The organism is Rhodococcus globerulus, assembly GCF_019334125.1.
Taxonomy (GTDB): Bacteria; Actinomycetota; Actinomycetes; order Mycobacteriales; family Mycobacteriaceae; genus Rhodococcus_F; species Rhodococcus_F globerula.
Map to the genome: position 1 here is coordinate 975416 of NZ_CP079698.1, position 22604 is coordinate 998019.

Below are 22604 nucleotides of genomic sequence, written 5' to 3' on the forward strand. Positions count from 1 at the left end.
GCAGAGAATCATCGAAGGTCATCGAATTCCGCGCAGCACGCGTGAGATTGCCTGATACTGGGTGCCGAGACGCCGGTTACAGATGCACGGCTGTGCCCTTGCCGATAGTGGTGCAGAGTGTGTCGAGGTCGGCGGGCTGTGCTACCCGCCGACTCGAATTACTCCAGTGATCGTCCCTTGAAGGTAGTCAGCACTCGAATTGATCAGCGCGGACATCTGCAAGGTGTCGTTGACGATGGTCCCGGGCAGATCGCGCGACGCAAGCACCTCCCCGGTGTTCGGATCGATCACCGTGAACGCAAAGCCGTCGAGCGGGGTGGTGCTGTCGGATGAAAGCGGAAGCCCTTGACGAACGACGGTGTACAAATTTCCGTCGGCAGTCGACAGATGCGGCACGGCAGAACTACGAGCGTCGTTGTCCCACACTGTGTGGCATCCGGTTCCAGCATTATCGACATCGACTCGCGTCATGCCGCCGACAAACGGTGCACTCGCGGGTACCGCGGGCCCGGCGCCTTCGGGCACCGTCGGGTAGGGATAGCCGTAAGTGCCGGCCACGAACACCGAGTTGCCGATACCAATCGGCGAGTTCTCGCTGCCTGGCCCTGCGGTACTGAGAACCTTTTGACTGCAGACCATTTCACCGGTCGCAGCTCGGTAGACCAAGAGATGCACCTGAGTGTCGGCATTGTCGACGATCGTCACGTAGTCGTCTCCGTTTGGGCCGAAATAGGTTGGCGTGGAACCGGTTCCCCAGCTGAGTTGACCTGGCTTGCGGGCACTGCCACGGTCGTACGGTGCACGCCAATCTATTGTCGGGGTGCCGTCCTGCGCGGCGCTGAGCTGGTACAGCGCGTGAGTAGTCGCGACGGCGGTGCCGAACGCCGAGGTGGAGATGCTGTTCTGCACTTCCTCGCCGGCCGGCAATTGCAGTATGCGGGCGACTCCTCCCCCGTCGACGCTACCGACGCGACCGGCACCAGTTGCAAACCACACGTTGCCGTGCCAGTCCGGTGCGAGGCCGGTGACATTGTCGCCGTCGGGAATTGACGAGGTCAGATCAACTGATTGGTCGACGAAGAGTCGCCAACCGCCGTTTGGCTTCTGTTCGTGCTGCACCCGCACCAGCGTGCGATTACCATCCACCGCAACAAGCCGGTTGTCGTTGTCCAGGTACGCATAGACACCGCCGAGCAGGCTGCCTTTCGCAAGTTCAAGTTGCGCAACGGAAGCAGCAGGTGAGAATGATCCGACTGACGATGATCCGACTGACGAACCCGCCGATCCGGTGCCGAGCGCCGACGTGTCTATCAGGTGCACCGTCGGAGTCTGGCCGAGGATGCTGGTACACAGCGCAAGAACCAATCCATCGGATCCCTCGAGCAGTGTCGGGCATGCTGCAGCCAAGGGAAGCGGATCAACGGCTAATTTTCCGGTGCCCGGACCGCTGAGCGGTGTCGCATCGGAGGAACCGGCGTCACCGTGCATCGTCGAGGTACCCGCGGGTCCGAGGAACGGGTTGGGAGCGGCGAGTGGACCCCAGGATGTGGGCTGAGCGGATGCGTTGCCACCGCCTGCTGCAATCAGTACCGCGGTCAGAGCTGTCAGAACCAGTCGGCCCCTCGTCCCGCTCGGCACCTTCTGCATCGCATCTCCATTCCCCGTGGGAGTGTTTTTCGCGGACGACAGACAGAGACCCGCGCTATGTGCGGTTCGAGTCGACCACACATTTGTTTGCGGCCAGGCCTATTCCCGAAAAATTGCGACAATTACCCCAAAAGGGTGACGTTACGCATATCCGCCCCAACTGGGGGCTTGAGCGATCAGCGATTTCGAGGTCAACGGCCGTGGTTCGCTGCCGTCTGGGTTCATGACCCAGATACCCACCAGGGTGCGAGGTTCAGCTACCCCGTGCGTGTAGACGATTTTCGAGCCGTCTGGCGAATACACGGCTCCGACATCATGTTCCGTCGTAAGTGCGCGAATGTCCTTACCGTCGGCTGTCATCACATATGTCTCGGATTGGTTCTTCCCGCCACGGTTGCTCGAGAAGACGATGGTCGACCCATCCGGCGAATAGGCGGGATCGGAGTTCCAGTACTGGTCACGCAGCACCGGGAACCATCCGGTGCCGTCAGCCGAAAACCCTGCAATGTAGCCGTTTTCGTTGAAGATGATCTTCGTTCCGTCCGGGGAGAACGAAGGAAAAGACCTACTCGGGATGCTGCGATCGTCGTTCACCTCCGGTGAGAGTTGTTGCCGATCGGAACCGTCAGCATTGATCAGGCAAATCCCGCCGACGCAGCCGAATACGATTTTCGAACCATCCGGCGAGAAATTGGGGGAACCGCCGCGGTCGGTCACGGTCGTCTGCTCGGTTCCGTCGACGTTCATCACAGCGATCCCCGATCCTCGGGTGAATGCAATCTTGCTGCCATCCGGAGCCACAGCAGGGTCGGACGCGTATTCAGAGTAGTTGTCGTCAGTGATGGTGGTGGTGAGCTGGCGAAGGCCGCTCCCGTCCGGCTTCATCGTGTAAATCGAACCGTCGCCATCTGCAAAGGCAATGATTTCTGTCGCCACGTCATGTTCGGGTTCAGGGCTGCTACAAGCCGCGACGAAGAACATGGTAAGAGCCGCAACAACGAGGACTCTTGATTTGCTCGATCGAAGCCACCCGTAATTTCTGCGAACTCTCATCATCGACCTCAGCTCCCTAACCTTGAGGACCAGGAACCTGGTCCACTATTACTGCGAGTGTGCCAGGGCCGACGGGCCGTCAAGTCCCAGACCGCAATGACAACCCGACGATTTCTTGCCGCAGTCACGACGCGCGCAGGGCCAACTGCTCTAATCAACCAATGACGATCACGGGATTGATAGAGGTCGAGCACCACACGTTTCTCATCTCGGCGGCCGACGCCGATCCCACCGACACCTACACCACCGGCCAGGTTTTCGACGCCGGCAACCACCTCATCTCCGTTCACACCGGAATCGCCTACGGTCCCGTCAATGTCACACTTGAACTGTTGTCCGGTGAAGACCACATTTTCGAAAACGGTGGACCTTATATCGATCTCGACGCATGGGACAACATCGAAGAAGTCACCGTCGTGTGCCGCGAACCCATGCTTTTCATCACCTTGGCAAACGAGATCGTCGAAGAATTCGGGAAGCTCACCTCCCACCGAGGTGCTCGGCACTTCCGCATCGCCACCCGTGGACGAGCATCGCACTGGGACCTCGACGTCGACACCCCCACCGAGGACTACCTCATCCAGACCTGGCCCACAGGCGGACCTTCGATGATCCGCGAGATCAAAGCCACCGATGGCGTCTGGAAAGAATGAGCGCATGCAGATTCGATCGCGGTTCGGCTTGCGCGAACTGAGACCGCTCTATGTTGTTCCGTCGCTGTACACGTCGGACCTCAAACGCAGCACCCAGACCGCTCGCCCTACCGGCGATCAGTTCGGAATCGAGCTGCTACTTCTCTCGGCTCTGGGAGAGGCGTATAACCCCCATAGCAGGTCGTGACGTCGCCGAGTTCGCTCGCCGATTATGCACACGCGCGGATGATCCCGCCTGCGCGAGCACAATTGCCACGCGGCGATCGACCGGGTGATCTGTACTTTCGAATCGCGCCGGAAAGCTGTATCCAACGGTGACGGCCTGGATGCTGGACCCGGCGCTGCGCCGGTGTCGGTGCCGACAAATACGTCGATGCCGTCACCGTCGCCGCCGTTTGTGCCGGCAAGGTATCCCGCAGTCGACCGGATAGACGGTGTGGGGAATACGCGGGTGGGCATCGCTATCGTCTGGATTGAGGGCCGACAACGAGGTCAACGAGCTTCTCGATATCAAACGCCTGTTCACTGTGTTGCGAAACTGCTGCAAGGCGAATTGGGGATACCAAGGCTGCAAGGACAGTGTCCGCCACCAGCGAGTTCCACCTACGCGAGATGGCCCCGGCTACCTATCTACTGACCTATACACCCCAGCAAGACACCAAGCTCACCCGCAGGGCAACTATTTGGCAACGGCGCGAACGTGATTGGACGGTCCTCTATCACCAAGGAACTCTCGTCTCCGACCCAACACTGAACGTGGTGATTCATCACCCTCAGGTGGATCAATAGCTAGGCTCACGTTATGACACGACAAGTAAGTGCATGGGGTGGCGCGCTCTGGCTGAGTCCGCAACATCGCGAGGCAGCACTCGACGCAGCTCGCGAACTCGACGAGTTGGGTTACACGCGGTTGTGGACGTCAGGCGGTTTCGGAGAAGGCCTGCCTGCCGTGTACGGCGAAGTGCTTTCTGCGACAACGCGAATCGGTGTCGCCAGCGGCATTGCCAGCATCTGGCATGCTGACCCCACCGAAACCGCCCAAGCCGTCAGCAACCTCGAGCGCGACTACCCTGGCCGCTTTCTCCTGGGAGTAGGAACCAGCCACGCACCGATCGTCGATGCGAAGGCGCAGCACACCTACACCAAGCCTTACACGCACATGGTCCAGTACCTGGACGCTTTGGACGCCGCACCGGAGCCGGTCCCCGCCAGTCGCCGAGTCCTGGCAGCCCTCGGCCCTCGCATGCTGAAGCTGTCGGCTGCCAGATCTGCCGGAGCACACCCGTACTTCGTGCCGCCAGAACACACAGCCCTTGCCCGCGAGATTCTCGGAGCCGAGCCACTGCTCGCACCTGAAGTTGCCGTGGTCCTCGAAGAAGACGAAACCGTTGCGCGCGGGATCGCCCGCGAATACATGCGCGGCTACCTGTCGTTGCCGAACTACTCGGACAACCTCCGCCGTCTGGGGTACACCGACAAGGATTTGTTGGACGGAGGTAGCGACGCTCTGATGGACACGCTGATTCCGTGGGGTGACCTCGATCGTGTCTGTGCCGGCATCGAAGCGCACTACGAAGCGGGCGCCGACGAAGTAGCAATCCAAGTGCTCACTGCAGACCCGACTTCCTTCCCAGCGGCAGAATATCGGGATCTTGCCACGGCATTGATCGCCTGACAGGCACCTAGAACACTTGCACGAACGTGTACCAATCACCGTCGAGTTCCTGGTAGCCGATGTCGCCGTCATGTCTGGGAACGCCGAGGTACGGCGCCCCGCCCGGCAGGTACGCCAGACCGATCGAATTGATCAGCCCGCCTTCGATGAAGAACAGACACCCGTGCTCAACTGACTCGATCCGCCTGACCTGATACACACCTATTCGACGGTCAGTCGCCGACGTCGAGCATTCCTGGGCCTCGGCAGCCAGTGAGTCCTTCGACGCCATGAACGCAATTCGCGACGGCACCGACAGCGCTACAAGTGCACATGTGAGGAGAACGAGCGCCGGCGCAATCAAACTCCAGCGCAAGGCTCGAAATTTGAACCACCCAATCAGGCTGAGTATCAACCACACTGCACCCAGGGCAGCGAGCACGGCCATGGCGAGCGCGAAGTACACATACGAAGCGAGTGGCACGGCACTCCACAGGGCAACACCACAAGCGCCGGCAACGAGCAGCGCTGTGATCCCGACGAGCACAGTCCACCAAGCCTCAGGTCCCACCTCTTCGCTCATCTGGCGACTCTGGCATACGACGATGCGCACGGTGCCGAAACAGGACACACCACTCGAGTGCCAGCGGTGTAAAAAGCAATTCCTCGTCACTAACGTGGAACTCGGAGCGATCACGGCTCGCTCCCCCAGCAGACGCAAAAGGAGGACCACGTGAGCACCATCGAAAGTCGACCCCACGCCACCCAACGACTGTCTGTCACCGACATAGACCCCGAGGCGTACAAAGGCATGCTGGCCATCGAGAAATATGTCCACGCCGGCGACCTCGAATCGAAAACACTCCATCTCCTGAAAATCCGTGCCTCGCAGATCAACGGTTGCGCCTACTGTCTGGACATGCACACAACCGAATCCCGAAAAGACGGCGAGGATCAACGCCGGCTGGACGTATTAGCGGCCTGGAGAGAAGCGTCGTCGTGGTTCAGCGAGGCCGAGCAGGCCGTGTTGGAATTGACGGAAGAAGTGACGCTCATCGGGAAAGGCGGCGTTTCGGATGCAGTCTGGGCGCGAGTGAAGGCGTCATACTCCGAGAATCAGATCATTCGCCTGTTGATGGCAATCTCAGCGATCAACACTTGGAATCGGCTCGCCATCTCAACCCATCAGGAGCTCACCCCGCTTTAACACTATGCGGACAAGGAATAGAACGGGACTGCATTCCGGGATGCAGATAATTTGATGAATAAATAGATTTCGTATTCAATCAGAGTCGAATACATGGCCGCCGCTGCACGTTCCGCAAACGACAGTTGGTGCTGCGTACGCACCCTAATAGGGCGTACGCAGCACCTGTCGTCACTTACATTATTCCACGGTCTCCGGCGAGTCCGATGAGAATGAATCCACGAATGCGATCAACTTTTGCAGCACTGCCGAGATATCGAAATCTTCCAAGCTACCCATTTCAATCTTCCCTTCCGTGGTGAGGTTGAATCGATCCTTACAACACCGAATGTAGATCATGTTTTGTCATCGCGCACAGCATCTCCACCAAAGAGTCGAAAATACGACAATCAGCAAGACATGGGTTAATTTCGCGTATACAGCCTGCTCAACCGACTGTAATGCGCATATTAATCCCACCTGAAATGCTGGTGAAAAAATTCAAGCTAATCTTCGGAAAAGTTATCGGAACCCGCGTGGCGAAATATTTTGCACACCAACACGCGATGGCATGCTGCGCATCGCCACTCTCTCCGGAATATCCGATACCGTGAAGGGAGCCGCATTGCCGAAGGGAGCGAGATTGGTAATCCACGTAGGCACTTCTAGTTTCGACGCGCGCGAAGCCCTCCCTACCTCGATCCAATCGCCCAGATCACCAGCGCTACTGCCATGACGATCTGGCGAGCAGATGAAACTCTTCGGGCGTCGATCGTCATCGACGGCAAGGTCTTGCGAGCCGTCTTGTTCGACATGGACGGTGTGGTCACCGACACCGCGAAAGTTCATCTCGCGGCCTGGCGGCGACTTTTCCACTACCTGACCGAGCGAGGCGAGGTCGGCGATGTGGAACTCAGCGACAACGACTACCGGCGATATATCGACGGCAAAGCACGAGCTCAAGGCCTGCAGTCGTACCTCACGTCGCGCGATGTGGTTCTCCCGCTGGGAAATTCGGAGGGCTCCCCGAATGCGGTTACCATCACCGACCTTCTCGGGCGCAAGAATACGTACTTCCTCGAAGAGCTTGGTCGACACCGTGTCGAAGTGATTGTTCCCACGGTCCGGTGGATTCAGCAGTTGCGCTCGGCCGGCGTCCACACAGCGATTGTCTCGGCAAGCAGAAACGCGAAGTTCGTACTCGACAGCGCCCACTTGGCAAACCTCTTCGATATCCGCTGTGATGGCATCGACGCCGCAAAGCGCGGCCTTGCAGGGAAACCGAACCCCGACACCTATCTGGAAGCTGCAGCGCGCCTGTCAGTCCCGCCATCTGAGTGTGTTGTCATCGAGGACGCGACCGCCGGAATCCGCGCTGCCAATTCCGGCGGCTTCGGCCTCAGTATCGGACTGGGCCCGGCGGAGAACGTTGCAGACCTGATCGGCAGCGGAGCCTACTTCGTGGTGTCCGACGTAAGCGAAATCGATTACCACTTCGTCACCTCTGCCTCGGCAGAGGGCGACAACGACGATGCTGCGTGCGAACTGTGTACCGACGGCGCCGACCCGTCCTGGTCCCTCGAATACCGCGGCCTCAGCCCCGACACCGCTGGGCTGCGGGAAACACTGTTGACACAGGGGAACGGCTATTTCGCCACCCGCGGAGCGCTCCCGGAATCACATGACGACGGCGTGCACTACCCCGGCACATACATCGCCGGGTGCTACAACAGATTGACTTCGGAGGCAGCGGGTAGGTCTCGCGACGACGAAAGTGCCGTCAATATTCCGGATTGGACGGTATTCACCGTGGCCGGACCCGATGGTCAGTGGCTTGGGAGCGGGTCCCATCTGATCGATCATCACCATGAAGAATTCGATCTACGCTGCGGGACGGTTCGGCGTGAGACGACTTTCCGCGACATCACCGGCCGAGTCACCAGAATTCGTCAACAACGATTCGTATCGATGGACGATCCCCACCTCGCAGCAATCTGCACGACGATCATCCCCGAAAACTGGGACGGCACTGTCCATGTGCGCTCAGGAATCAATGCAGCCGTGTCCAACAACAACGTCCCGGACTATTCCTTACTGGCGAATCACCACCTCACCGTCATTTCCGCAGAAGCGGTTGATCACGAACGTGTTTCGACGACAGTCGAAACGTCGACCTCACATATCCGTGTGTCGCAGTGTGAACGGTTGAGAGTCCGGTTCGATGACGGGTCGACGCCGCAACACACACGGCGCGTGGACGTCAGCGAAAATTCCGTCGCACAGTTGGTCACATACACGGCAACATCGGGTCAGCCCGTAGTTTTCGAAAAAACCATGTCGCTCTTCACATCTCGTGACCACGCAATAGCGGAACCCGACCATGCTGCACGGGAACACGCAATCGATGCGGCCGACCATCGCGAATTGTTCCGCCGGCATTGCATCGCGTGGGAGCTTCTGTGGCACAAATTTGCCGTCACTCTGGGCTCCGATGTCACAACATCTTTGGCCGCCAACGTCCAGCTCGTTCACGCACTGCAGACCCTGTCCGCGCACACTATCGATCTCGACGTGGGCGTTCCGGCGCGAGGACTACACGGCGAGGCCTATCGCGGGCACGTGTTCTGGGACGAATTGTTTGTCACGCCAATCCTTACTCTGCGCCTACCCGAATTGACACGATCATTGCTGCTGTATCGAAGTCGCCGACTTCGACAGGCAAAGAGCAATGCCGGAAAGACAGGACACGATGGCGCACTGTTCCCCTGGCAGAGCGGTAGCGATGGGCGCGAGGAAACGCCGACTGCACTGTTCAATCCGCGATCCAAGCGCTGGATGCCCGACAATTCCCGACGTCAGCATCACGTGAACCTCGCCGTCGCATACAACGTGTGGCACTACTGGCAAACAACCACCGACCTCGAATTTCTCAGGAATCACGCGGTCGAACTTCTAGTCGAAAATGCGCGCTTTTGGATCAGCCGGGCTGACTACGACGCCACCGATGACCGATACGACGTCCGGGGCATCATGGGCCCGGACGAATTTCATGACGGCTATCCAGGTCGCCCTGGCGAAGGCATCGACAACAATACGTACGTCAACATCATGACGGAGTGGTCACTGATGCGAGCGCTCGACGCCGTCGAGATTCTCGGCCGCACAAGCCGATCCATCACCGAAGACCTCGAGGTCACAGAATGCGAGTTGGCGGCCTGGGACAAAATGAGTCGTCGTCTGCGCCTCACCTTCCTTCCGAATGGCCTGCTCGCGCAATTCGAGGGTTTCGATACCCTCAAAGAACTGGATTGGGCAGACTACCGATCCCGGTACCTCGATATCGGTCGGCTCGATCTCATTCTCGAAGCTGAAGGCGACTCGACCGTCCACTACAAGGCATCCAAGCAAGCAGACTTACTCATGCTGCTGTATGTATTTTCCGCGGAGGAACTGACCGATCTGATCGCACGGTTGGGTTACCACTTCGATCCGTCGTCGATTCCGTCCATGATCGATTACTATCTGTCCCGCACCACGCACGGATCGACTCTCAGCCGAATCGCGCACACCTGGGTGCTCGTCCGCGGTAATCGTTCGCAATCATGGGACATGCTTCGCAGCGCGCTCGCGTCGGATCTCTCGGACTCCCAGCATGGCCGTACGCGAGAGGGCATTCACCTCGCTGCGATGGCGGGCGCGATCGATATACTCGAACGCTGTTATACCGGCCTCGACTTCCGCGACGATGTTGTGTGGTTGCATCCGCAATTGCCGATCGAACTGAGCGAACTTGCCTTCACGATCTACTACCGTGGCCATCGATTGCAGATCCAGTGCACACATTCTTCAGTGACCGTATCGTCGGAGACGAAAGATGCTGCACCGATCAAACTTTCGATCGACGGCAGCAGTCACATAGTATTACCAGGATCGTCCGTAACCGTTTCCGCCCAGTAACTGGAGATCCAACATGCCTCACACCAACCCGGACGATCCAAATTCCGCGTCGACGGGATACAACAACTCATCCTCTACCGCCGGCCAAGTCGCCCAGAACAGCATCTTCGAGCGTATTGCCCGAGCAGGCTTCGTCGGGAGCGGCATCGTTCACCTGATCATCGGCTACATCGCCATCCGCCTCGCTCTCGGGGGCGGCGGCGGAACCGCAGACCAGTCCGGGGCGATGACAGAACTGGCGAACAAGCCGGGTGGCGGCTTGGCGCTCTGGATCGGCGTCGTCGTATTTGCAGCTATGGGCCTGTGGCGGGTGGTTGAAGGTGTACTCGGCAGTTCGTCCAGGCCCGATGCCAATAAGAAATTGTCGCGGATATTCGATCGAATCAAGGCGTTCTCCCTGGCCGCGGTCTACTTTGCATTTGCGTTCACCGCGTGGGGTTTTGCACGCGGAATCGGCAAATCCAGCAGCAGCCAGAGCACCGGGATCACCGCGCGTCTGATGCAATCCGGTGTCGGCTCGGTCGCACTCGTTGTCGGCGCTCTCGTCATTGTCGCGATCGGCGGTTACCACGTGTACAAGGGAGCCAGCCAGAACTTCCTCGACGACCTCGATGGGCCCACCAGTGATCTGGTTCGACGCCTCGGCACGGTTGGGTATATCGCCAAGGGATTGGCCATTGCGGCAGTGGGTGTGCTTGTGATCGTTGCGGTGATCCAATCGGCCCCCGATAAGTCCTCCGGCCTCGACGGTGCCCTGAAAACCCTCGGCGCCCAACCTTACGGAGTCGCACTCCTGGTGGCCGCGGGACTTGGCATCATCACCTACGGTCTCTACTCCTTCGCTATGGCCCGATCGGCCAAGATGTGATCAACCCACGTTGATGACACCGTCATACCTGCGTTCTGCGTAGAGCGCTTTGATCGTGTCAGCATACTTACTCGCGATCGGTGTGCGCCGCAACTTCATCGTCGGCGTCAGTTCATCACCGCCTGGAACCCACGCCGATGGAATAATCGAAAAGCGTTTCACCTGTTCAACTCTGGATAGTTTTGCGTTTCCAGCCCTGACTGCCAGTGTTGCCTCTTCCACGATCTTCGGGTGTGCTGCCAAATCCGCGAGTTGCGCTCCGGGCACCCCTAGGGCCTCTGCTCGCAGATCAGTGACGTCCGGATCCAGCGTCACCAGCGCGGTGACGTAGCTCTGGTTGTTACCGATCGCGACAACTTGGGCGATCAACGACGAGGATGCCTTGACAGCATTCTCGATATTGTTGGGCGCCAAGTTCTTTCCCGACGAATTGACGATGAGTTCTTTCTTGCGGTCGACGATGGTCAGGTTGCCGTTGTCATCGCACTTTCCGATATCGCCAGTCGCCATCCAGCCGTCCGAATCGATTGTTTCAGCGGTCTTCTCGGGCTGATTGCGGTATCCGCGCATCACGATCGGTCCTCGTACCAGAACTTCACCGTCAGCTGCGAGTCTGATTTCTACGCCCGTGACGGGTTTACCCACTGTCCCGATCTTCAGATTGTCGGCCGTGGTCATCGCACCGAGGCCGATAGTTTCCGACATCCCCCAGATCTCGAGCAACGGGATACCCAAGCCGGTGAAGTACTCGAGGATCTCGACAGGAATAGCCGCTGCGCCTGTGAAAGCCAACCTGAGCTGATCGAACCCCAACGCGGTCCGCACCTTCGAAAACACCAAGGTGTCGGTGACCCGGTATTGCAGTTGCAACGCCCGCCCCCGTGGTGTCCCGTTCAGAGTCGCTCTCGCCGCTCGCGCACCCACAGCGAAAGACCACGCCGCCAACTTAGACGTGATCGGGTCTGTTTCCGCTGCCAGCTTTGCCTCAATTCCGGCCTTGATCTTCATCCAGACCCGTGGGACACCGACGAACATGGTCGGCCGGACATCGGACAGCGCGGACATCAAGTCGCGCAGATCTCCGACCGCCGTGATTTGCACACCAAAGATCTGGTTGGCGCCGTGCGTGGAAATCCGATCCGCAATGTGCGCCGACGGCAGGTACGAGATCGCCCGGTCCTCGAATCCGAGGTCGAAGCCGGCTATCGCCCTGGCGGCAGCGATTGCGTTGCGCTGCGTGACCTCCACACCTTTAGGGGGACCGGTGGTGCCCGAGGTGTAGACAAGGGTCACCAAATCGTCCGGTCTCACCGCTCGCCACGACGCCTCGAAATCGAAGTTCGCGGCTGGATTCGATTCGATCTCGGCCAACTCGAGTGCTCCATCCGCCGGGCCGTCCACGGTGACGATGTGCTCGAATGTCACGCGAGATGCTGCGATCGGCGCCAGGAACACCTGCTCCGTGACGACCACCTTGTTGCCCGCATCGGTAAACAGAAATTGGAGTTGTTCTGGCGCGCTGGTGTTGTACACCGAAAACGGAATAGCTCCTAGATGCGTGATTGCAGTATCAACGAGATTGAATTCCGGCCGGTTGGTGAGCATGAGCCCGACGGTGTCGCCGCGCCGAACGCCTAGTTCGGCCAGTCCACTGGCGATGGCCTCGACACGCCGCGCGTATTCACGCCAGGTCACCTCCTGATGTCCGCCAGGAGTCCGCAACGCGACTTTGTCGGGGTGCATCCGCGCGGTGTGCTGGAACGCCTCTACTGCGGTACGCACTTCGTTTCCCGACGGATGGACAAGAACTATGTCATCGGTGCCATCGATCATCACTTCTCCTGCCGACATCGAAATCGATTGCCGAAGTCGAGGATTCAGAACAGTCTGCGCATGATCTTCACGGAACGCGCGGAATACGGAGGATAGACGAACTTCAGATCAGGCTTGAATGGCTTGACCAGCACAGACTTACGATGACTGAACGCTTCAAAGCCCCACTTTCCGTGGTAGGCGCCCATCCCGCTGTCACCGACACCACCGAACGGCAATTGCGGCACCATCGCGTGCACGGTCACATGATTCACCACTGCCCCACCAGAACTGATCGCATTGACCAGCTTCGTCGCCACGGTTCGCGAACTCGTGAAGTAATACGCAGCAAGTGGTTTGGGTCGCGCGTTGACGAACGTGATCGCCTCGTCGATCGAATCCACGGCGAGCACAGGAAGAATCGGCCCGAAGATCTCCTCCTGCATCACTGCGTCGTCAGGATCGGGGTCGATGATCACCGTCGGTTCTATCGTGAGGGCATCACGATCCGATCCACCCCCGAACACGATCCGCCCGGAAGTGTCGGCCAGGCTTGCAGCGAGCCTGTCGAACTGCCGCTCGTTGACGATCTGCAATCCCTGGCCGTGCTGATCGGCGCGAAACTGCGTGAGAGTGTCGATGATGCGATGCACCAATTGTTCGTGGATCGACCGTTCCGCGAGCACATAGTCGGGCGCAAGGCATGTCTGTCCCGAGTTGAACAACTTCGCCCACGCAACGCGTCTGGCTACGACATCCATTTCGGCGTCGGCAGCGACGACGACCGGGCTCTTGCCACCAAGTTCGAGCAGTACCGGCGTCAAGTCCGGCGCCGCTCTTGCCAGGATCTTGCGCCCGATCTCGGTACCGCCCGTGAACAACACCTTGTCAGGGCCTTGGGACAACAGTTCCTGCGTCACCTGTGCATCGCCTTCGACAACCACAACGGCCTCTGGATCGACGTACCGCGGCAGCCAATGAGCCAGCAGTGCGGACGTCGCAGGAGCCCCTTCCGACGGTTTGACGATGACTACGTTGCCCGCAGCAAGTGCTGCAACAAGTGGGACGAGAGTGAGATAGACGGGATAGTTCCAGGCTCCGATCACGAGCACAACACCGCGCGGCTCGTACTGGACCCAGCCGACTGCCGGCAGTTGGTTCAGCGGGAGCGGTTGTGGTCGCCGACGCATCCACCAGCGCAGACGTTTTCGCGCATAGGTCGCCTCTGCCTTGACGAGTGCGACGTCAGCGAGCCACGCCTCCATCTCACTGCGTCCGAGATCTGCCGCAAGAGCCGCCGCTATCTCCAGCTCGCGTTCGTCGAGAAATCGTTCGATTCCCTCGATCTGGCCTTTGCGCCAGTCTGCTTTACGGGTCCGGCCACCTGCATACACTTCCCGAAGCTGAGCCGCGATAGGCGCGACATCAGATTCTGCGGACGAACCCTTGGAATGTGATTGATTGGTGAGTGTCATGGGAAACTCCGTCAGATCGAAGATCTGGACATGCCGATGAGGGAGAGCACCCATTGTGATGGTGCGTCTGTGCTGGTGCGTCGCACACACCGACATGTCCAGCGTATCGACCCGAGCCACACCATTCGATGGCTAGGAATGGATCTCCACATTCGCTACACTGCGGCACGTTAGCCGTCAGCTCGATTGATCAGTTCATCCAATCATGTAGTCCACAAACACTATTCATCGAATAGACACCCGACTATGTTTCGGAAATCGCGATTCCGACAGTTCCGGTCTTGCCGCGACGGAGGAGACTGCCCTTCATGGTGAGCCAGCCGATGATTCCGTAGCGACGAGCAATCGCATCGCGGGCATGATCGGTTCCATGCCCGTCGAGGATTTCTGCCTTCGCGGCGACCGGGTCACCCTTGGGGTTTCCGCGAGCATCGCACACTGCAACGGTCACGGACGGGTTCCGCCTGATCCGCTTCACCTTGTAGGAATCGGTCACCGTCCACACCAGCAACCGCTCACCGTCGAGGGCAGCCCATAGCGGCGTTGCGACGGGTGTGCCGTCTTTACGGAATGTGGTGAGCAGGACGTACTTGGATTCTGTCACTCGCTTGAAGTCTGGGGTCACCTGTCGAGGATAGGTGCGAATCGTGGTTATCACGCGGCCGGCATTTCAGACACCGTTCCGCGATCAATCAATATGTCCGGATTGCCGCACTTTAGGGGCTGCAAGCTACGCATGATCCCCAACCAAATTCTCACTCGAGCTATTCTGTCGTTACCTATGTCTTCGAGGTATCGGGAGTTGAGCTTTTCATCATGCAGCGTCGAAGTTTCTTGAAGGCGGCCGGTGTTGGCGCAGCGGTTGCCGCCACGACAACGGTGACGTCCACTGCCGTGAGCCACGCGACGCCGCGGCACACCCTCCCGATGGGCATGGACCACTACCGCAACCTCGTTCCCGAACTATTTGACCCCTCACCAGTCCCCCAGCAGCATTCGGAAGCCATTGTCATCGGCTCCGGATTCGGTGCCAGTGCCACCGCGCTTCGACTCGCGCAGAGCGGGACTCAGGTCACGGTATTGGAACGGGGACTTCGATGGCCTCATGATCCGTATCGCGAAATCCATACCTCGGACCTGCTCGCTGACGGCCGAGGCGTGTTTCGCCGGACGTCGTTCATCAACCTCACCGGGATTCCAGTTGCGTGCGATTACTTCAGTGGAGTTCTCGACGCCACCGATTACGAAAACATGTCGGTATGGCGCGGAGCCGCAGTCGGCGGCGGGTCCGTCATCTTCACCGGCGTGATGATCGCACCCGAACGTAGATTCTTCGACGCCGTGTTCGGCAACTCGTTGAACTACGACGAGATGTCCGCTGCCTGGTACCCCAAGGTCCGCCAGATGTTGCGCCTGAGCCCGCTGCCCGAGGATCTCTACCGAACGGCGAACTTCGGGCATTCGCGTCGGTGGGATCAGGATGCCCGCCGTGCCGGCTTCGATCCGCATCGCATCGACGGCATCTGGAACTGGGACGTCGTTCGCTCCGAACTGAGCGGCGGCTCCCGCCCGTCCGCAACCGTCGGCGACACCAACATGGGCAATTCCAACGGAGCAAAATTCGATCTCACTCAGAACTACATTCCTGCCGCTGAAGCCACGGGCAAGACCACGGTGTGCTTCGGGCATCAGGTGTTGAGCATCGGCCGCGAGAAGGACGGACGATACGTTGTCGACGTCGAATCGAGTGATCCTACCGGCGCCGTGCTGACCAGGCGCACCATTACGTGCGATCGTCTTTTTCTCGGCGCTGGGTCGATCGGAACGTCCGAACTGCTTGTCCGCGCTCAGGCGACCGGCGCCCTGCCGAAGCTCAACGAACACATCGGTAAAGGGTGGGGCACCAACGGCGACGGCGCGATGGTGCGATCCTTCGGGTTCAGCGACGGCTCAGCGCAGGCAGCACCTTCCGCATCGCGCATCGTCGACGAAACGGGACTGCCTCTGTCTCTCGAGAACTGGCATGCGGCAGGAGTTCCGGTGAACATCGGCATGCTTGCCAGCCTGGGTATGACCCTCGATCCGCAGCGCGCCGATTTCAGCTTCGACGCGCGCGCAGACCGTGTTGTTCTCAACTGGCCGCAAAATGGCAGCGCGGCCACGATCGAGGCCTTGCGAGCTGTGCAGAACAAAATGGCCTTTGCAGGTTCGACGCTGCCGTCGGCATTGCCGTTTTCGCAGGACGTCAACTGCTCGTTCACCGCGCATCCACTCGGCGGCGCAGTCTTGGGCAAAGCCACCGACGGTTACGGCCGGGTCAAGGGGTACGACGGTCTGTACGTCATGGACGGAGCGGCGATCCCCGGAAGCACAGGCACGGTCAATCCGTCGTTGACCATCACAGCTCTGGCCGAGCGAAACATCGCGGAGATCATCAACTCGAAGCGCTGAGGCGATCTATGTGCTGAAGGGATGGTCCCGGACCCCGATCAGCACACGGCAATCAGGTGAGATCAGCCAGAAATTGTTGTCAGCCTGGATTTCGAACAGCCCTTCATCGAGGCGGACCAGAGTCCGCGGGTCCCATTGCGCGAGGGACAGCCGAATTGTGGTGTCGACGTCGGAAGTCAGCGCATGGATACGCGCAAACGCCTGACGGACCCGCACCGTCAGATGCACCGATGCCGGGTCGAAGGTGTTGGCAAAGTCCTCCGCCAACACCGGCGGACCGATTTCCGGGCGTGGCACTCCCGGACCGCCATGACTACGACCCGAGAAACGCGACTTGACCCCGCTCTTGACCTGCTCCCACGTCCGCTCACGGTGGATCGTCGAATATCCCGTAATCGTGCCTCGATCGGGCGAGAGCACGACGTCGAAACCGTTGCGCGAGAGCCGCAGGTAACCGCCACTCGACGGTCTGCGGGCAGACTTCAGCAGGAAATCCTCGAGCATGTTGCGCAGTTGAAACTCCGCTGCCCGCTCGTCTCCGCCGTGGTGGTAGCGAAAGCTGTCCGTGGCGCGCACCGTAACCCGCACGTCGTGGACATCCTCGACCGAGATGTCGCCGACCGGCAAGTCTCGAGACATGCGGATGTGTTTGGCCGTGCCGTGTGGAACACCGACCGATTCAGGCGCGCCAGACTGCTCGGCCCGCAGAAATCCGTCACACTCGTCCGCGCGGCACCAACCGTCGACGTACTCGGTCTGGTTAGTGCAGCGGACGCCGTCCCGTCGGAAACGTGTGCAAACTGACATTCCGCCATTATGGGTCGAAGGACCGACAAACTCGGGTAACTACTCCCCTTCGAGCTCACCTTCAGTTTCGAGATACACCTGACGCAAACCGTCGAGCGTCTTCTGCTCCGGGTGCTCCCACATCTTGCGCTCAGCAGCTTCGAGAAGTCGTTCGGCGATACCGTGCAATGCCCACGGATTGGACTGCGTCATGAACTTCTGGTTCTGCTCGTCCAGGACGTAGGTTTCGGCCAGCTTCTCGTACATCCAGTCCGCAACAACATTGGTGGTGGCGTCGTATCCGAAGAGGTAGTCGACGGTGGCTGCCATTTCGAACGCACCCTTGTAGCCGTGACGGCGCATCGCGTCGAGCCACCGCGGATTGACAACGCGAGCGCGGAACACGCGCGCCGTTTCCTCCGAAAGTGTCCGTGTGCGAACCGATTCCGGGCGAGTGCTGTCGCCGATGTATGCCTCGGGCGACTTTCCGGTCAGCGCACGCACGGTTGCGACCATGCCGCCGTGGTACTGGAAATAGTCGTCGGAATCCGCGATGTCATGCTCACGCGTGTCAGTGTTCTTGGCCGCCACGTTGATTCGACGGTACGCGCTGCGCATGTCGTCGGCGGCGGGGATCCCGTCGAGGCCGCGGCCGTACGCAAAGCCGCCCCACGTGGTGTACACATCGGCCAGGTCGTCGTCGCCGCGCCACGTCTTGGAGTCGATGAGTTGCAGCAGACCAGCGCCGTAGGTTCCGGGCTTGGAGCCGAAAATACGCGTGGTTGCACGTCGCGCGTCTCCGTGTTCGGCGAGGTCTGCCTGGGCGTGGGCGCGGATGTAGTTCTGCTCATCCGTTTCGTCCAGCGCTGCGACCAACTGGACAGCGTCGTCGAGGAGCGCCAGGACGTGCGGGAACGCGTCGCGGAAGAAGCCGGAGATGCGGACTGTGACATCGATACGCGGGCGGCCGAGTTCTTCGAGGTCGATGACCTCGAGGTTGACGACGCGTCGGCTGGCTTCGTCCCAGACGGGGCGAACACCGAGGAGTGCAAACACTTCTGCGATGTCGTCGCCTGAGGTACGCATGGCGGCGGTACCCCACACGGACAGCCCCACCGAGCGCGGGTACTCGCCGTGATCGGCCAGGTAGCGCGCGGCGAGAGACTCCGCCATTGCCTGGCCGGTCTCCCACGCCAATCGCGAGGGAACTGCTTTGGGATCGACCGAGTAGAAGTTGCGACCAGTGGGGAGCACGTTGATCAATCCGCGCAGCGGTGAGCCACTCGGACCGGCCGCGATGAAACCGCCGTCGAGCGCGTGCAGGACCTGCTTGATCTCGTTGTTCGTCTGTCGCAGGCGCGGAACCACTTCAGTGGCGGCGAACTGAAGGATCTTCACGACGGTGAGGTCGTCGCTGAGTTCTTCTGCCGCAGCAGGATTCCACGCGGCTTCCGACATCGCGCGAACCAGAGCGTGCGCCTTTTCTTCGATGTCGTCGACGCGATTACGTGATTCGTCGCCGTCTTCGCTGAGTCCGAGAGCCTCGCGCAGACCTGGGACGCTCTGCTCGCCGCCCCACATCTGGCGTGCCCGCAGCATCGCGAGGACCAGTTCGATCTCGGCGTCGCCCTCGGGTGCGCGGCCGAGAATGTGCAGACCGTCGCGGATCTGGACGTCCTTGATCTCGCACAGCCAGCCGTCCACGTGCAGGAGCATGTCGTCGAACACGTCTTCTTCGGGACGTTCGGCAAGTCCGAGGTCGTGGTCCATCTTGGCGGCCCGCATCAGGGTCCAGATCTGCTGGCGGATGGCCGGGAGCTTGGACGGGTCCAGCGCGGAGATGTTGGAGTGCTCGTCGAGTAGTTGTTCGAGGCGGGAAATGTCGCCGTAGCTTTCGGCGCGGGCCATCGGTGGGATCAGGTGATCGACGAGCGTCGCGTGCGCCCGACGCTTTGCCTGGGTTCCCTCACCCGGGTCGTTGACCAGGAACGGGTAGATAAGGGGCAGGTCACCGAGAGCGGCGTCGGTGCCGCAGTTGCTGGACATGCCGAGCGTCTTGCCTGGCAGCCATTCGAGGTTTCCGTGCTTGCCCAGGTGAACAACCGCGTCGGCACCAAATCCGCCGTTATCCGGGGTTGCAGCGATCCAGCGGTACGCGGCGAGGTAGTGGTGGCTCGGTGGCAGATCAGGATCGTGGTAGATCGCGACAGGCTTTTCACCGAATCCCCGCGGCGGCTGGACCATGAGCACGATGTTGTTGAATCGCAGTGCCGCAATGACGATTTCGCCGTCCGGGTCCTGCGAGCGATCGACGTACAGCTCGCCGGGCGCTTCGCCCCAGTGCTCCTCGACACCACTGCGCAGATCTTCAGGCAGGGTGGCGAACCACTCGCGGTATCGCGCCGCCGAAATGCGGATCGGGTTGCCCTCGAGATGCTCGGCCGTGAGCCAGTCGGGATCCTGCCCGCCTGCGGCGATCAACGCGTGAATCAGCGCGTCGCCATCCTTGGCGGCCAACCCGGGAACCGAGTCCGGTCCGTCGGTGGGTCCGAGATCGTAACCAGCGCTACGCATTTCGGTGAGCAGGTCGATTGCGCTGGCAGGTGTATCGAGGCCAACGGCATTGCCGATGCGAGCGTGCTTGGTGGGGTAGGCCGACAGCATCAAGGCAACACGGCGCTCCGGCGTCGGAATATGACGCAACTTGCCGTGACGCACCGCGATGCCGGCCACGCGGGCTGCGCGCTCCGGATCAGGCATGTACGTGGACAGTCCGTCGGAATCGATTTCCTTGAACGAGAACGGCACCGTGATGATGCGTCCGTCGAATTCGGGGACCGCAACCTGCGTCGCGACATCGAGCGGCGACAATCCGTCGTCGTTGGCATCCCAGGTGGCGCGGCTGCTGGTCAGGCACAGTCCCTGCAAGATCGGAACGTCCAATGCGGCGAGTGCTGCCACGTCCCACGCTTCGTCGTCGCCGCCCGCGGATGCGGTGGCCGGCTTGGTTCCGCCGGCCGCGAGAACCGTCACGACCATGGCGTCGGCCCGGCGAAGTGTGGTCAGCAATTCGGCTTCGGCGCTGCGCAGCGAGGCGCAGTAGATCGGGAGCGCGGTGCCGCCGGCATCGGCAATCGCGTCGCAGAGCGCCTGGACGTAGCGGGTATTCCCGGCGAGGTGCTGGGCGCGGTAGTAGAGAACCGCGATGACGGGACCACTGTTGTCGCTGATGTCGGGGGCAAATTCAGCGATTCCCCACGACGGCAGCCGCGTCGGGGCCTCGAAGCCGTGACCGGTGAGCAGCACTGTGTCGGACAGGAAGTGGTGCAGCTGCGCCAGGTTGTCTGCGCCGCCCTCGGCCAGGTAATTGTGCGCTTCAGCCGCAACGCCCGGGGAGACAGTCGAGCACTCCATGAGGTCGGCATCAGGCGCGTGTTCGCCGCCGAGCACCACGACGGGCAGGCCACTGGCCAGGACCATGTCCAGACCGTCTTCCCAGCTCCGACGGCTGCCGAGGATGCGCACGATCACAAGATCGACGCCGTCGAGCAAGCCGGGTAGATCCTCGGAAACCAGCAGCCTGGAGGGGTTTGCCCAGCGATACGAAACGCCGTCTCCGTTGTCCTGGCTTGCGCGAGCGCTCAGCAGATCGGTGTCGGACGTCGAGAGCAGAAGAATCACAGGTGAAACCTTCCTGGGGTTTCGCGCCCCGTGAAAAAGATCTTTCATGGACAGCAGTTGAGGGTCTGACTCGTGTTTACGAACGGAAACACTTCCGCTTGTACACACTCACAGTGGCGCGACCGCACCGGAATCTCACCGGTTTCCTCACCTGCTGTCACTGGTTGACCGTGATGCTACCGGTCGCGGGTCCGTGCTCTGCACGGTCGTACCCTTGAACCATGTCCACAGACCGTTCTCAGCCAGACGCGTGCCCTGGAGCGCTGCAGGTCCACCAGGCCGCAGACGGCCCGTTGGCGCGCGTGCGCCTACCCGGCGGCGCTTTGGCTCCACACCAATTGCAAACGCTGGCCGAGGCTGCCCGCGACGTGGGCAACGGTCAGATGGAACTCACCTCACGTGGGAATATTCAGCTCCGAGCCGTCAAGGACCCCCGCGTATTCGCCGACCGGATCGCGTCCGCTGGTTTGCTCCCCTCGGCAACGCATGAGCGGGTTCGCAACATTCTGGCGTCGCCGCTGTCCGGCCGAATCGGGGGTGTCGCCGATGTGCGTGAGCTGGTTCGCACTCTTGACGCGGCGGTGCAGTCGGACCCCGCGTTGGCGCAGCTACCAGGACGAACACTGTTCACACTCGACGACGGCCGCGGCGACATCAGCGGTCTGCACGGCGATTTCGGACTGCACGCCCACAGCGAATCCGAGCACTCACTCGTCCTCGCGGGGCATCGCACGAACCACCTTGTCCATGTCGACGACGCTGTGCCGTTGCTCCTCGAGGCCGCGCACGCGTTCCTGAATCTTCGGGACAAGCACTGGCGACTGGCCGAAGTGCCAGACGGAATCGCTCGAACGATCGATCATCTGGGCCTTTCAGCGGAATTTGCCGGTGCCGTCGACCTCGCCCCGGATGCGGGGCCGTCGATCGGATGGCTCGAACAACGCGACGGAACCGTCGCATTAGGCGGCGGACTCCGCTTCGGACTCCTGGATGCACGACTCGCCGAATTCCTCGCCGCCATCGAAAAACCCGTGGTCGTGACGCCGTGGCGCTCGATCATGATCTTCGATCTCGACGAAGGCGCAGCCGAGCAGGTGGTGCGAGTTCTCGCTCCGATGGGCTTGATCTTCGACGAGAATTCGCCGTGGCTCGACGTCACAGCCTGCACCGGAAGCCCTGGATGCGAGAAGTCGCTCGCCGATGTCCGGGCGGACGCCATCGAAGCCGTCGAGCAGGGCTCACTACCGATCGAAGGCCGGCAGCACTGGGCGGGCTGTGACCGTTCCTGCGGGCGCCCCCGCGCGAAAGTAGCCGACGTGATTGCGACGACCGACGGTTACCGGGTGAATCAGACCGATCAGTGATACCTCTATCCTGTGCC

16 protein-coding genes and 1 riboswitch are annotated in these 22604 nt (G+C 60.5%); of the genes, 8 read left to right on the forward strand and 8 right to left on the reverse strand.

Features of this window, described 5'->3' with window-relative positions; genetic code table 11:
- Nucleotides 1-141: 141 nt before the first annotated feature.
- Both KYT97_RS04355 and KYT97_RS04360 read right to left on the reverse strand, forming a co-directional pair.
- On the reverse strand, nt 142-1647 hold the full coding sequence (locus KYT97_RS04355; protein ID WP_219111822.1) for a hypothetical protein: 1506 nt from the start codon (nt 1645-1647) through the stop codon (nt 142-144).
- 141 nt (nt 1648-1788) lie between these two features.
- Nucleotides 1789-2583, reverse strand: coding sequence for a hypothetical protein (locus KYT97_RS04360; protein ID WP_219111823.1), 795 nt, complete (start codon nt 2581-2583; stop codon nt 1789-1791).
- A 278-nt stretch (nt 2584-2861) separates the two neighbouring features.
- On the opposite strand from KYT97_RS04360, the gene KYT97_RS04365 reads away from it, so the two are divergent.
- The 3 genes from KYT97_RS04365 to KYT97_RS04375 all read left to right on the forward strand — a co-directional run bounded on the left by KYT97_RS04365 (nt 2862) and on the right by KYT97_RS04375 (nt 5028).
- Nucleotides 2862-3353, forward strand: a complete 492-nt coding sequence (locus tag KYT97_RS04365; protein WP_095886341.1) for a hypothetical protein — start codon at nt 2862-2864, stop codon at nt 3351-3353.
- 4 nt (nt 3354-3357) lie between these two features.
- A complete protein-coding gene (locus tag KYT97_RS04370; protein ID WP_219111824.1) occupies nt 3358-3540 on the forward strand; it encodes a histidine phosphatase family protein in 183 nt (60 codons plus the stop codon).
- Between the two features lie 615 nt (nt 3541-4155).
- Nucleotides 4156-5028, forward strand: coding sequence for a TIGR03620 family F420-dependent LLM class oxidoreductase (locus KYT97_RS04375; protein WP_219111825.1), 873 nt, complete (start codon nt 4156-4158; stop codon nt 5026-5028).
- Nucleotides 5029-5035: 7 nt separating this feature from the next.
- On the opposite strand, the gene KYT97_RS04380 is transcribed toward KYT97_RS04375, so the two are convergent.
- On the reverse strand, nt 5036-5590 hold the full coding sequence (locus KYT97_RS04380; protein ID WP_045068142.1) for a hypothetical protein: 555 nt from the start codon (nt 5588-5590) through the stop codon (nt 5036-5038).
- Between the two features lie 150 nt (nt 5591-5740).
- On the opposite strand from KYT97_RS04380, the gene KYT97_RS04385 reads away from it, so the two are divergent.
- The 3 genes from KYT97_RS04385 to KYT97_RS04395 all read left to right on the forward strand — a co-directional run bounded on the left by KYT97_RS04385 (nt 5741) and on the right by KYT97_RS04395 (nt 11018).
- Nucleotides 5741-6214 carry a carboxymuconolactone decarboxylase family protein gene (locus KYT97_RS04385; RefSeq protein WP_245006018.1) on the forward strand — a complete coding sequence of 158 codons (474 nt, stop codon included), beginning with the start codon at nt 5741-5743 and terminating at the stop codon, nt 6212-6214.
- Nucleotides 6215-6925: 711 nt separating this feature from the next.
- A complete protein-coding gene (locus KYT97_RS04390; RefSeq protein ID WP_219111826.1) occupies nt 6926-10150 on the forward strand; it encodes an HAD-IA family hydrolase in 3225 nt (1074 codons plus the stop codon).
- 13 nt (nt 10151-10163) lie between these two features.
- A complete protein-coding gene (locus KYT97_RS04395) occupies nt 10164-11018 on the forward strand; it encodes a DUF1206 domain-containing protein (RefSeq protein ID WP_045067813.1) in 855 nt (284 codons plus the stop codon).
- On the opposite strand, the gene KYT97_RS04400 is transcribed toward KYT97_RS04395, so the two are convergent.
- The 3 genes from KYT97_RS04400 to KYT97_RS04410 form a co-directional block, all read right to left on the reverse strand.
- Nucleotides 11019-12848, reverse strand: coding sequence for an AMP-dependent synthetase/ligase (locus KYT97_RS04400; RefSeq protein ID WP_415395507.1), 1830 nt, complete (start codon nt 12846-12848; stop codon nt 11019-11021).
- Between the two features lie 47 nt (nt 12849-12895).
- The gene (locus KYT97_RS04405) at nt 12896-14305 is read right to left on the reverse strand and encodes an aldehyde dehydrogenase family protein (RefSeq protein WP_172935560.1); all 1410 of its coding nucleotides are present in this window, start codon (nt 14303-14305) and stop codon (nt 12896-12898) included.
- Nucleotides 14306-14549: 244 nt separating this feature from the next.
- The gene (locus tag KYT97_RS04410; RefSeq protein WP_172935561.1) at nt 14550-14930 is read right to left on the reverse strand and encodes a PPOX class F420-dependent oxidoreductase; all 381 of its coding nucleotides are present in this window, start codon (nt 14928-14930) and stop codon (nt 14550-14552) included.
- A gap of 191 nt (nt 14931-15121) precedes the next feature.
- Between KYT97_RS04410 and KYT97_RS04415 the strand changes: the two genes are divergently transcribed.
- Nucleotides 15122-16756 (forward strand): GMC oxidoreductase, encoded by a 1635-nt coding sequence (locus KYT97_RS04415; protein ID WP_219111828.1) that lies wholly within the window; start codon nt 15122-15124, stop codon nt 16754-16756.
- 6 nt (nt 16757-16762) lie between these two features.
- Here KYT97_RS04415 and KYT97_RS04420 read toward each other — a convergent pair whose 3' ends face one another.
- Both KYT97_RS04420 and cobN read right to left on the reverse strand, forming a co-directional pair.
- Complete coding sequence (locus KYT97_RS04420) at nt 16763-17563, reverse strand: hypothetical protein (protein ID WP_219111829.1); 801 nt, start codon at nt 17561-17563, stop codon at nt 16763-16765.
- A 39-nt stretch (nt 17564-17602) separates the two neighbouring features.
- Entirely contained in the window at nt 17603-21223 is a 3621-nt protein-coding gene (gene cobN, locus KYT97_RS04425) for a cobaltochelatase subunit CobN (RefSeq protein ID WP_219111830.1), read from the reverse strand.
- Nucleotides 21224-21262: 39 nt separating this feature from the next.
- Nucleotides 21263-21393, reverse strand: a riboswitch (cobalamin riboswitch).
- Nucleotides 21394-21444: 51 nt separating this feature from the next.
- On the opposite strand from cobN, the gene cobG reads away from it, so the two are divergent.
- Nucleotides 21445-22587, forward strand: a complete 1143-nt coding sequence (gene cobG / locus KYT97_RS04430) for a precorrin-3B synthase (protein WP_141485650.1) — start codon at nt 21445-21447, stop codon at nt 22585-22587.
- Nucleotides 22588-22604 lie beyond the last annotated feature (17 nt).

Bases quoted from the DNA above. Each gene is read 5' to 3' on its own strand.
- KYT97_RS04380 (WP_045068142.1), bottom strand. From the start codon at position 5,590: ATGAGCGAAGAGGTGGGACCTGAGGCTTGGTGGACTGTGCTCGTCGGG.
- KYT97_RS04355 (WP_219111822.1), bottom strand. From the start codon at position 1,647: ATGCAGAAGGTGCCGAGCGGGACGAGGGGCCGACTGGTTCTGACAGCT.
- KYT97_RS04370 (WP_219111824.1), top strand. From the start codon at position 3,358: ATGCAGATTCGATCGCGGTTCGGCTTGCGCGAACTGAGACCGCTCTAT.
- KYT97_RS04375 (WP_219111825.1), top strand. From the start codon at position 4,156: ATGACACGACAAGTAAGTGCATGGGGTGGCGCGCTCTGGCTGAGTCCG.
- KYT97_RS04420 (WP_219111829.1), bottom strand. From the start codon at position 17,563: ATGTCAGTTTGCACACGTTTCCGACGGGACGGCGTCCGCTGCACTAAC.
- KYT97_RS04365 (WP_095886341.1), top strand. From the start codon at position 2,862: ATGACGATCACGGGATTGATAGAGGTCGAGCACCACACGTTTCTCATC.
- KYT97_RS04395 (WP_045067813.1), top strand. From the start codon at position 10,164: ATGCCTCACACCAACCCGGACGATCCAAATTCCGCGTCGACGGGATAC.
- KYT97_RS04390 (WP_219111826.1), top strand. From the start codon at position 6,926: ATGACGATCTGGCGAGCAGATGAAACTCTTCGGGCGTCGATCGTCATC.
- KYT97_RS04415 (WP_219111828.1), top strand. From the start codon at position 15,122: ATGCAGCGTCGAAGTTTCTTGAAGGCGGCCGGTGTTGGCGCAGCGGTT.
- KYT97_RS04405 (WP_172935560.1), bottom strand. From the start codon at position 14,305: ATGACACTCACCAATCAATCACATTCCAAGGGTTCGTCCGCAGAATCT.
- cobG (WP_141485650.1), top strand. From the start codon at position 21,445: ATGTCCACAGACCGTTCTCAGCCAGACGCGTGCCCTGGAGCGCTGCAG.